At 59.2% G+C, this 10749-nt stretch carries 8 protein-coding genes and 5 pseudogenes; 5 read left to right on the top strand and 8 right to left on the bottom strand.

Annotation, left to right across the window (positions count from 1 at the left end; genetic code table 11):
• Positions 1–325: 325 nt before the first annotated feature.
• A pseudogene (locus IVB12_RS26260) lies at positions 326–1026 on the bottom strand (IS110 family transposase).
• Positions 1027–1166: 140 nt separating this feature from the next.
• Between IVB12_RS26260 and IVB12_RS26255 the strand changes: the two are divergent.
• Entirely contained in the window at positions 1167–1433 is a 267-nt protein-coding gene (locus IVB12_RS26255) for a hypothetical protein (RefSeq protein ID WP_247303414.1), read from the top strand.
• Entirely contained in the window at positions 1370–2005 is a 636-nt protein-coding gene (locus IVB12_RS26250) for an ABC transporter substrate-binding protein (protein WP_346658523.1), read from the top strand. The genes IVB12_RS26255 and IVB12_RS26250 overlap by 64 nt, the downstream gene beginning before the upstream one ends.
• A 191-nt stretch (positions 2006–2196) precedes the next feature.
• Here the strand turns inward: IVB12_RS26250 and IVB12_RS26245 are convergent, their stop codons facing one another.
• The 5 genes and pseudogenes from IVB12_RS26245 to IVB12_RS26225 all read right to left on the bottom strand — a co-directional run.
• Complete coding sequence (locus IVB12_RS26245; RefSeq protein ID WP_247303410.1) at positions 2197–2523, bottom strand: hypothetical protein; 327 nt, start codon at positions 2521–2523, stop codon at positions 2197–2199.
• 332 nt (positions 2524–2855) lie between these two features.
• Positions 2856–4025: a beta-propeller fold lactonase family protein gene (locus IVB12_RS26240; protein WP_247303408.1), complete on the bottom strand. Its 1170-nt coding sequence runs from the start codon at positions 4023–4025 to the stop codon at positions 2856–2858.
• A gap of 234 nt (positions 4026–4259) precedes the next feature.
• The gene (locus IVB12_RS26235; protein WP_247303406.1) at positions 4260–4949 is read right to left on the bottom strand and encodes a dienelactone hydrolase family protein; all 690 of its coding nucleotides are present in this window, start codon (positions 4947–4949) and stop codon (positions 4260–4262) included.
• A 443-nt stretch (positions 4950–5392) separates the two neighbouring features.
• A complete protein-coding gene (locus tag IVB12_RS26230) occupies positions 5393–6703 on the bottom strand; it encodes an adenylate/guanylate cyclase domain-containing protein (protein WP_247303405.1) in 1311 nt (436 codons plus the stop codon).
• Between the two features lie 265 nt (positions 6704–6968).
• A pseudogene (locus IVB12_RS26225) lies at positions 6969–7201 on the bottom strand (IS110 family transposase); the annotation flags it as partial.
• 189 nt (positions 7202–7390) lie between these two features.
• On the opposite strand from IVB12_RS26225, the pseudogene IVB12_RS26220 reads away from it, so the two are divergent.
• The 3 genes and pseudogenes from IVB12_RS26220 to IVB12_RS26210 all read left to right on the top strand — a co-directional run.
• Positions 7391–7495 (top strand): annotated as a pseudogene (locus IVB12_RS26220) (IS110 family transposase); the annotation flags it as partial.
• 3 nt (positions 7496–7498) lie between these two features.
• Positions 7499–8408: pseudogene (locus IVB12_RS26215) on the top strand (IS66 family transposase); the annotation flags it as partial.
• 122 nt (positions 8409–8530) lie between these two features.
• Positions 8531–9097, top strand: coding sequence for a hypothetical protein (locus tag IVB12_RS26210; protein WP_247303403.1), 567 nt, complete (start codon positions 8531–8533; stop codon positions 9095–9097).
• Positions 9098–9344: 247 nt separating this feature from the next.
• Here IVB12_RS26210 and IVB12_RS26205 read toward each other — a convergent pair whose 3' ends face one another.
• Together IVB12_RS26205 and IVB12_RS26200 are read right to left on the bottom strand one after the other, a co-directional pair.
• Complete coding sequence (locus IVB12_RS26205; RefSeq protein WP_247303401.1) at positions 9345–9530, bottom strand: hypothetical protein; 186 nt, start codon at positions 9528–9530, stop codon at positions 9345–9347.
• A 1036-nt stretch (positions 9531–10566) separates the two neighbouring features.
• A pseudogene (locus tag IVB12_RS26200) lies at positions 10567–10749 on the bottom strand (transposase); the annotation flags it as partial.

Raw genomic sequence — 10749 nt, 5'->3', positions numbered from 1 at the left:
GGCGAAACCTCTCATTGAGGTCCGCTTAGTGGGCCGGAGCGGACTCGGTGTGCTCAGACAGAGTTCTTCGGATTGTGACCCATTTGTATGGACCGGCTGCGTTTCGCGATAGAGATCGTGCGTGGTTTGGAAAGTCGCTGATATGTATCCGGCCTGTTTGATCGGCTCGCGGGCCGTGGCCTTGATGGGAATACGCACGCATCGTTGGTCTTATTAGCGGACGGGATGGCAAGCAACCATTTGGGTCACCAGACTCTGGATGCGTTCATCGATCCGTTCCATGCATTTTCTCTGTCGCGAACTCGGCGTAGGATTCAGATTGCGATCACTTGTAATGGGGTGTGTCGAAGGTCTTCTCGTTGCGCAAGATGCTCCATGCTATCCGCGCCAGCTTGTTGGCCAGGGCCGTTGCCAGTTTGTTGCGGTGCAGCCGTGGAGCTGCGTTCTGCAGCCATGCTCCGAAGCTGAATCGATTCCAACTGTGTGAGGTCCTGAGATAGGCGATATCTCGTCCGTCGGTTCTCCAAGATCGCCACAAGCGAGTTCCGCAGAGCCGTCGCCCCAGTCCTGACTGCGATGCCTTGCTCGATCAGAAAGGCACGGATCTGATTGATGGTCGCCGTTCGCCGCGAGACCAGGCGGGAGCGAATCCTGCAGAGCCTGGAGTTCGAGCTGGTCCTGTGTCTTCTCTCGGACGACGCGCAGGTGCGGCCGCAGGGCGGCCTCTGCAATAGCTTCGGCGTCGTTGTAGTCATTGTTCTGTCCGTTCACGAACGGCTTCACATAGATCGCAGGGATGATCCTTGGCTGATGGCCAAATTGGCGCAGAGCACGGCTGACGAAGTGCGCGCTGAGACAAGCCTCCATGCCGACGATGCTGGGAGGCAGTCGTTTAAAGACCTCAAGGAGTGCCAGTCTCTTGATCTTGCGACGGAAAGCGATCTTGCCGTCAGCGCCGACACCGACGACATGGAAGACTTCCTTGCCGACGTCGATGCCGATCGAGGCCAAAGGTGTGATGGTCATGGGCTGCTTCTCCGGATCCTGCAGGGTAATCTTTGCAGACTATCCCCGCGGGGGCAGGGTACGACGAGCGGCAGAGTGGCCAAAATTGGCGTGCTTTGGCATGCGGGAAGTGCCGAGGAAGAGAAAGTCTACTGGATATCGTGACCAAGGCATTTAATGATCTTGGTTACCTCGAAGCGAAGAACGTGGTGTTCTTGCATCGCTTTCCCGCCGAACAGCTGGAGCGGTTTCGCACCCTTGCCAGAGAGCTGGTCGAAAGCAAGTCGGATGTAATCATCGCTATAACGCCACCCAGAGCCGCTGTGCTCAAGGAGACCACGACACCATCCCCATCGTCTTCACTGTGGTGCCAGACCCGGTCGGCGCTGGCCTTGTTGCTAGTCTGGCGCACCCCGGCGGAAATCTGACTGGGTTATCTGTTATGGCAACCGATCTTTCCGGGAAACGTCTCAGCCTCTTGAAGGAAGCTGTCCCAAGTCTGAGCCGCGTGGCGCTTCTCACAAATCGGTCGCTAGACCCCAACACCTCAAAACGCTACGTCTCAGCACACTCGAAAGCCGCTGAGGCCATGGGCCTTGTCCTGCATCCGATCGAAGTGGCAACCCCGGAGGCAATTGACGAGGCATTTTCAGCGGCTGCTGCCGACGGATGCGATGGCGCGATCGTGGCCGGGTCGATGCTCGCGAACGAGGGACCCCGGGTTGGAGCATCAGCGCTGGCGCACCGAATGCCGGCAGTATCGATATGGGCTGAAAAGGTGCGTTTTGGATTGCTGATGTCATATGGGCAGGATGTATCCGAAACTCTCGTCAAAACGGCTGGCTACGCCCATAAAATCTTGAAGGGCGCAAAGCCGGCTGATCTTCCCGTCGAACAGCCGACGCGCCTGAAGCTGGCAGTAAACCTCAAGGTCGCGAATGCACTCGGCCTGACCATACCTCCGACGCTGCTTGCCAGCGCCGACGAGGTGATCGAATAGGGGGCTCACCTTCACATGAGTCCGGAGTTGGCCCATACCGACGAATACCAGCTTCCGTCCACATGTCAGCTGTGGAGGGTAGACCGGAAGTGACCGGCAGAGGGCAAGACCGACGCGATTGACCCGAAGCTGCCCTTGGCTCCTTATTACGAGTCGCGCAAGGTAAGCGCGAGGTGGGGCCAAAGCGATTACTAGCGGCTTTGTTTCGAAGTGCCGGTCTGGCTGCCCGAACCACTCGTCTGCTCACTCCCCGGTTGGCCCGGCGGATGCGCGGAGGTACCCGGCTTGTCTTGGTCGGCCACGTATCCGGACGCGCCTGAATTGCGTGTCTTCGCCCCTTTATCTGCGTCGCGCTGCATCTGCTCGTTGGGCTCGCTCGTCTTGACCCCTTTGTCTACATCAGTGTGCATCTCGTCTTTGGTTTGCTCACTAGGCGCGGCCTTTTGCTGTTGCGCGGTTGCTTGGAAGGCAATTGCGCTTCCGGCAACTACAATCATCGCGAGAGTTACGGTTCGCATGCTTCTTCTCCAGTGCGGTGGCCCATTCGGCTAAACGCGCCACCTTTCCCGACGTTCGTGGTCCCGATTGCTATTTTCAAAAGGGCTGGCGGATCAGACGGGGGATTGGCTCAGGACATGCCATGACCTACCCATTAGACGCCAGCTTTTGGCCCATCGCACCTTTGACGCGGTGTAGCTAGAAGTCCGTTCACAGGGACAGGCCGGGAGTTCGCGTCCGAGGGCCGGATCGTGCGTCGACCGCAAACTGCCCAGCTCACCAGCTAATTATATCGCCAACGAAACCTGAAGGCCCCATGATGAGCGGGCCCTCGACGGATGGACGAAGGCTTTTACGGTCCCATCCTCGCCGAAGCGGGATGTCCGGGCACCTGGAAGCGCTTGCCTGTGTCCGTGATGTTACTGCCAACGACCTTCAGAATCGAGAAGTCCTGCGTCAGATAGTTGCCGATGAGAAGGTACTTGCCGTCGGGCGTGAAGATTGCAGCCTCGGGCAAGCCGCCGACCTCGATGTCTGCGGTCTTGCTCACTTTCTTGCCGTCGATCTTGAGAACCGAGATGCTACCGTTCTTTTCGTAGAAGTATGCGTTCTTCATGTTGGAACCGCGCAGAATGACCGCAACCGCGACGTCGCCCTTGGGGCTGATTGCAAGCCCCTCGGGGCCGTCGCCCACCACCACGCGATCGATGATGCGTGGCGGATTGGCCTCCAAATCGATGACGCTCGTGGTATCCACACTTCCATCGGAAGCACCTGCGTTGCCGTTATCCGAGGTCAGGGCGATTTTCCCGCCGGGTGCGGCCGCGACATTGTAGGGCCACTGCCCGGCCGGCAGGTCGATCTTGTTGTACGTCACCTTATCGCCCGCGATGTCCAGCATGGAGACTTTGTGAGCAGGGAAGCGGGCGACCAGGGCTCGCTTGCCATCAGGGGTGAACGTCACGTGCGACGGACTGTCCGGCATCGCAACGGTGTCCGTGATCTTCACGTCAGTGCCGTTCACGGAGAGGACGCTGATCGAATTGTCTCCGCGATTGGCGACCAGTGCCATCTTGCCATCTGGACTGAAGCTGAGCCCGGAAGGTTGTTTCCCGCCAGTGAGCGTTGCAGCCAGCTTGGGCGGATTGGCCTGCAGGTCGACGACGTAAATCTTGTTGTCCAGCACCTGTTTCAGCGCGTCGCCGTCCTTAATCACGTCGACCGAGTCGGCGACCAGCGCCACCGTTCCGCTGGGATCGATCGCAACGTTCACGGGCGGTCCGACCACTGAGTTCTTCAGCGGCAGGGCACCGATGATCTTGGGGGTTTCAGGAGAGGCGAGATCAACGATGAGAACCTGATCCTTGCCGGGTGCAGACAGAACGGGCTTGCCGCTTTCGTCCCACAGAAGCTTCTCGTCGAGACCGACGATCATAAGGGGATTCGCGTGCCCAGTGCCAAAGCTCGTACTGACCAGCATGACCGCGGCAAAATAAAGTGCTATGGCACGGTTACGCCACATCTTAGCATCCTCCCGAAAATTACGCCCGGCCTCTGAAGGGCTGGTCATGGCAGCTTACGCTGTGACGCATTCGTACGCTAGTGGTGCCTCGTCTGCTCGTGGCCGATCCCGTTGAAAAAGGCGGCGGTTGCGATCTCAGAAGTAGCAGTGATTCAGTCTGTCGAGTTGGCAGGACCGATGATCACAATCGGCATCAGCAAGTCGAACAGGTTGCGGGCGGCGTGACCCTTTTGCTCATTCTTGAAGGTTTGCGGCAAAGAACTTGGCTGCTTCGGCCTTCGCTTCCTGATCGGCTTTGGCGTCGTATCTGAGCGGCAAATTGAACTTCTTGCCGAGTTCGGTTGCTTCGGGGTTCGTGAACGCGTGCACAGCGCCGGGATACTCAATGAGCCGATAATCGGCTTTCGCAGCGTCGAAATCCTTCTTGAGTGCATCGTACTGCTCGCGCTTCACGAACGGGTCGTCTGCGCCGTTCAGAATGAGGATTTTAGCTTTGACCGTTCCTGGCGCCGGTGCAGGAGTGTTGAGACCCAGTGATGCGTGAAAGCCCGCAACCGCCGCGAGATCAGCGCCGGCGCGTCCCATGTTCAGCACCACCGCGCCGCCGAAGCAATAACCAACGGCGCCGATCCGCCGGGGATTGACCGAGGCTTGCTTGACGAGTTGCTCCCGCGCGGCGTCGAAGCGCGCCTCCATCGCCTTCGGGTCCTTCATCACCGCCCCCGAGAGTGCGCCGGCGTCCTTCGGGTTCTCGGCGGTCTTGCCGTCGCCGTACATATCCGCAATGAAGGCTGTGTAGCCCTGCTCGGCGAACTTCCGCGCCTCGTTATGGATATGCTTAGTGATGCCCCACCATTCGTGCACCATGACGATGCCGGGCCGCTTTGCCCGGGTCGCGTCGTCGTAGACAACGAAGCCCTTCATCGTGGTCTCGCCGTCCGTGTAGGTGACCGGCTCTTCCCTGATCGCTGCGTGTGCGCTCGCGACCATTGCGAGGGCGCAAAGTGCTCCCACTATGTTCGTTCGCATGCCAACCTCCCGCGGATTTAGCATAACATTGGCATACCAGCGACTCCTGCGCTAGGCTTTGAAAGTGGCCGGTGCACTCGCTGGCTGCGCGTAAACTTTCAGTGTCCGGGCGTCCAGCTTGAAACGGAGCTTGCCGACATTTCGGTTGGTAGCTGTTGTGTGAGCGCTGATACTGATGGCGCTTGGGTCAATCGCCTCGCTTTCGCCTCCCAGGATAACTTTCGGTTTGGCGCGGACATCTTCAGCGCCCGTCGGGAGGTCTCAAAGGGGCCAGAAGTGGTCATTCGGGCGATAGCATCTCAGATTTTTAAGGCGGAATCGGCGAGCCCGGAACTTATTCAGGTGACGGCTGCGAATAGGCGCATGGGCTCGGCGAGACCCTTAAGCTCGGCCGGTCCCTGATCGACGAACTTGAGGCCTGCACCTGCCACGAGGTCTTTTACCGTGCTCGAGGCCAGAACTTCGTTCGCTTTCGCATGCTGAGCTACCCGTGCTGCGATGTGCACAGCAATGCCGCCCACATCGTCGCCCATCATTTCAACCTCACCGGTATGGACGCCGGTTCGCACTTCGAGATCGAGCGGCCGCACCGCGCTGACAATCCGCTGGGCGCAGCGGACAGCGCGCGCTGGGCCGTCGAACAGCGCCAGAAATCCGTCGCCTGTACTTTTAACTTCGCGTCCGCGATGCCGCTCCAGTTCCGAACGCACCGCCGCATGATGCGCTTCCAGAGTTGAACGCCACTGCCGGTCGCCCACCAACCAGGCTTTCCTTGTCGAATTGACGATATCGGTGAACAGCACAGTCGAGAGGACGCGATCAACGTCGACGGCAGTAGCGGAAACACCCATGAATTGTCTGATCTCCTCGACAAGCCGGTCCTGATCTCCAGACCATGCGAGGTGATCGTTACCCGGTAGTTCGATGTAGCGCGCCTGAGGAATTCTCTCTCCAAGCTCGCGGCCGGCGAGTGCGCGAATGCGTACGTCGTCGCGCCGGTGCATGACAAGCGTAGGAACACGGATCGACGGCAGGATGGCCCTTACGTCGATCTCGCGGTTCATACGCATCAGGTTGATCACATCAGACGGGCTGGCCGCCGAGCGCTCGAACTTGGCGAAGCGCTCCATGGCCCCGGGAATTGCGGCTGCCGACGGGGAAAAACTTGGCAGACTTTTGCCGGTACCCCAGTTGGACCGGATATCGCGCTCCAATCCCGCAAAATCGTCAAACGGAACGGAGGCGCCAACCGTGCGCGCATACGTGCCGAACAGGATGAGACCTGCGACCCGTTCAGGGTAGGTCGCCGCGAACAGGATCGACATCGGCCCGCCCTCCGAGACACCGAACAAGTAGGCCCTCTTAGAACCCGCGGCGTCGAGCACGGCGCGGATATCGTCGATCCTTTCATCGAGATGCGGAACACCGACGCCACGATCACTGAGACCCGTGCCGCGTTTGTCGAATCGGATCAGTCGGGAGAACGAGCCGAGCTCGTTAAGGAAGCGCGCGGCGTTGGGATTCTCCCACGACAGCTCCAGATGCGATACAAAGCCCGGCGTCATGAGCAAATCCGGACCGTCCTGTCCGGATATTTGGTACGCGACGAAGATCTCGCCGCTGGTCACATAGCGCGTCTCGACAACCATGGCTTCCCGCCAGTCTGGATGACTGGGTAGCCTACGGCTAACGGCCACGCAGTGCAATTGATCGGGATAAGCTCGTGAGCAGTGCGCCGATGGCCTCAGGCGGCCGATGTTCGCTGAGGGTATGCGGCGGACCTCAGCTGGAGCCTTGCCGAGGTCGGCTGCAGGTCAATCTCTACCGAAACGCCATGTCCGCCTTAGGTCCGAGCCTATGCGGTCGGGACTTCTCAAAAGGGCCATGTGTGGACGGCTCCCGGTTGGCAAGGACCGGAGGCATCAACCGCACCGTATGCCCCAACGCCTGCAGTTCGTGGAACCAATAGTGGGGATGACGCGCAAGCCTCGATCCCCACCAGGCACGGCGGCAACCTCTCAAAAAACGACAGCATGAAACGGCGCTTGAGTTGGCGCCGGATCACCACCTGGCCGGCTGCATCGACGCCATGCACTTGAAAAGACTGACTTCGAGATATCCAGACCGATCGTCGAAATTGACTGCATAGGCTGCTCCTCCAAATCGTGGGAGCCTCAAAGGCGCCCAATCCTTGGCACTCTCGTGCCCGTGGAGGAGCCGTCCACATGGGGTAATCGCGGGAGCGAGTCGCCCCTGAATGAGCGGCTGTTCCCCGATAGGATGGAGATACGGGCTCACGACTGGAGCCGGGCCCAAGCATCGAATGGAGAACAGCCATGGAAGAATATATTGGTCTCGACGTGTCGATGAAAGAGACGGCGGTCGCGATCCGCCGAGCAGGTGAGCGGATCTGGCGCGGCAAGTGCGCATCTGATCCCAGCAGGCGCCTGGTCGAAGCCCATGTCATGGCGGCCGAGCGCCTTCATGCCGATGATACGACCGTGCCAGTGCTGGCCAAGGGCAAGACCGATACGGCCGATGCTGGATCTACGTCCGGGACGACCGGCCGTTTAGCGGTGCGGGTCCGCCGGCGGCGATGTTCTACTACTTGCGTGATCGCAAGGGCGAGCATCCCCAGGCGCATCTGGCCCGATATGCCGGCATCCTGCAGGCCGACGCGTATGACGGGTACAACCAGCTCAACCTGGCGGGACGCCACCCTGGACCGATCCGGGAAGCGGCGTGTTGGGTCCATGCGCGGCGCCCATTCTTCGCCATGGCCCATATCGAAGAGAATGCGCGCCGCAAGGCCAGCGGCAAGAAGGAGATCCCGCTCTCGCCCATCGCGGTCGAGGTCGTGCGGCGGATCGATGCGCTGTTCGACATCGAGCGCTCCATCAATGGCAGGAGCCCCGAAGAGCGTCTGGAGATGCGACGGACGCTGAGCCGGCCTCTGGTGGAGGACCTGCAGGTCTATATGCGGCAGCAGCTCGCCAAACTGTCCCGTGGGCACGACCGGCCAAGGCGTTCAACTACATCCTGAAGCGCTGGGCGAGCTTCATGCTGTTCCTGGAGGACGGCCGCGTCTGTCTCTCGAACAATGCCGCCGAGCGAGGATTAAGAGGTATAGCTCTCGGACGAAAATCCTGGTTGTTCTGCGGCTCCGATCGCGGCGGACGGCGCGCAGCTTCCATGTATAGCTTGATCGTCACGGCCAAAATGAATCGCGTCGATCCGCAGGCCTGGCTCACGGATATCCTTGCCCGCATCGCCGCCCACCCAGCTCATCGGCTGGACGAGCTTCTGCCCTGGAATTGGACGCCAGGACCAACGATCGCTGCGCAAGCCGCGTGATCAGCGAGCTGGTGACGCTGCTGTGCGACCACTAACCCGCCTGTGGCCCACGCCGGATGCTTACTCTCAATTCGACTGGAGTTGATCTTAGCCAGTCGGACCTTATCCGGAATTTCATCCTGATGCGGCTGCCCGAAAAGCAGCGGACCGCCCTACATGAGAGCTATTGGAGCAAGATCGAGGCTTTGTTCCGGGGCTCGGAGTGGACGTTCGACGCATTTGCCCGCGATTACGTTGCTTTGATGAGCAAAGCGACAAAGCAGGAGAAATCGAGCGAGCTTTACTACGCGTTTCGTAACTTCTTTCCTGACTTGAAGCAGCGCCTAGCCGAGCAGCAGAGCTTCGAAAAGGTTCCTATGAGCGACGAGGCAAGGTCGATATTTGAGGTGCTGCGAGCGAAACTCCTAGAAATCGACACGGTGAACTCGCAGAGCGGAAGTCTATCAGCTATCACGCACCCAACTTTTTTCCTTGAGGTCCTCCCGCGCCGTTATCGAATAAGCCTCCTGCTCGCGCTCGACTTCGACGAATTGGACGGTCCCCTGAACATTGCGCAGGATGCAACCCAATGGAAATTCCTAGTCAATGCCACCCATGAAGGCGGTGTTCTTCTCAATTTTGGCAGCACCGCGGACATCGAGAACGCCATTCCTTTAATAAGACAGGCTCACGCTGCTTCGGAAGATTAACCGGAGGACGCCTCGAATGAACGAGTGTCGATAGTATGTGTGGTTTTCGTGCCGCGATGGGTCTCATAGGTGACGGATTTGCACCCAACAACATGTCGGTGTTGGCCTATACCAACGGAACTCCGCGATTGTCAGCTGTCGACCGGTACGAGGTTGAGGCCGAAGCGGGGCAGCACGCTTCCAGAGGAGCGCAATGTCGCCAAGCCAGCGGCCTCGCGATCAATGCGGCCGATCTTGGAAGATGATGTTAACCGCGCTTCGCACCACCATCATGATCTTTTGACGTCGTATTCGGTTCGAGGCCGAGGTTAAGCAAAAATCGCTGAGCCTTTTGGTACTCTTCCTCGCAATCTTCGGACCACGGCGATTGGTTTCTGATCATGCTTTTGAAAGTGGTCAGCGTCTCAATCACCTGTCTCACTTGATCACGCATAATGCCTCCTTGGCTCATCAGATGACTGGATATTCCTTGCGCGCCACCGGCTTGCTCGGATCACCACGAAAGACGGCGACAGCCCCCGAAGCCGGGGCCGTGTCTTCCCTCTTGTCACATTTCGTGATCGAACCTATTTACTAGTTAATTCAATTTAATTGGCGGCAGGTTAATGTGACCTGAAGTTTTGGGAGATTGCAATCTCCGAACGGGACGACAACGATCGCCGCGAATTCCTGAAGACCTGCGGCAAGTTCGCCGCCGTCACGCCTCCGGCCATTACGCTGCTGCTGTCACGTCTCTCACGTCGGATGCCGGACCGGCCGGCCCTCACGGCAACAATGGCAAAGGCAACGGCGGGGTGACGGCAGCCCTAACGACAAACCTGATAAGGATCGCTGACAGCGTGAGGCCCCAGCTGGCGCTCTCCTGCGTGGGACACCCGCTATTTAAAATTAGACCGCCGTCGCGACGACGGCGACGATGACAATACACTCGAAGCGGCCTTCGCGACGTCATGATCGTCCAGGCGCAGTTCGATCAACGGACAGTCATGCGACGGCCCATCGGGGCATATATTCACATTTGTTGCGGTTGCATTTTTAGTGCGAAAGGGCTGCGGCCCTACTGAAACTTCGCAAGGTAGCCTGACTTGATGACCACTCGCCTGGGCACACCCTGCTCCGATATTGCGGCGGCGGCGGTGGAGGCACCTTCTCAGCGAGCTGCACGAACTCGTCAGCGGTCAATGTTGCGGGCCGTGGTGGTGCTGATGGGCGCGGCTTCGGTGGCGCAATGTCGGGCCGATACGGCGATGCCGTGCGCGCGGCCAATGGTTCGTCGATCACCCAACAACGCTCGCTTTGAAGCCAATCCGGTCCTAGAGGCGAGCGGCGCCGGTGTCCGGTTTACCGCCGATAGCCGACATCAACATAGGATCAGCATGGTTCAGCTAAGGGCCGATTCTGTTGAAACAGGCCGGCAGTATTTACTTGTAATAGCTCCGTCGCGGCTTGGCCGAACTGCTCAACCGCCTCTATGCGAGCCTCGGCCTGGGCATCGGGATCAGCTTGGCCATCTTTCGAAGGTTTTGGGCGGTGGCTGCGAGGATGAACTCGTCACGCGCGCCGTTTGGACCTCGTAAACGCAACAGTCGAGCTTGAGAATGCGCTTGAGGTGCGCGAACAACATCTCAATGTTCTTGCGGAGCCGGCGCGAG

The sequence above is a fragment of the Bradyrhizobium sp. 179 genome, from assembly GCF_023073535.1.
Taxonomy (GTDB): domain Bacteria; phylum Pseudomonadota; class Alphaproteobacteria; order Rhizobiales; family Xanthobacteraceae; genus Bradyrhizobium.
Note: the sequence above shows the minus strand (reverse complement) of the source record. Positions and strands in the feature narration are given on the sequence as shown.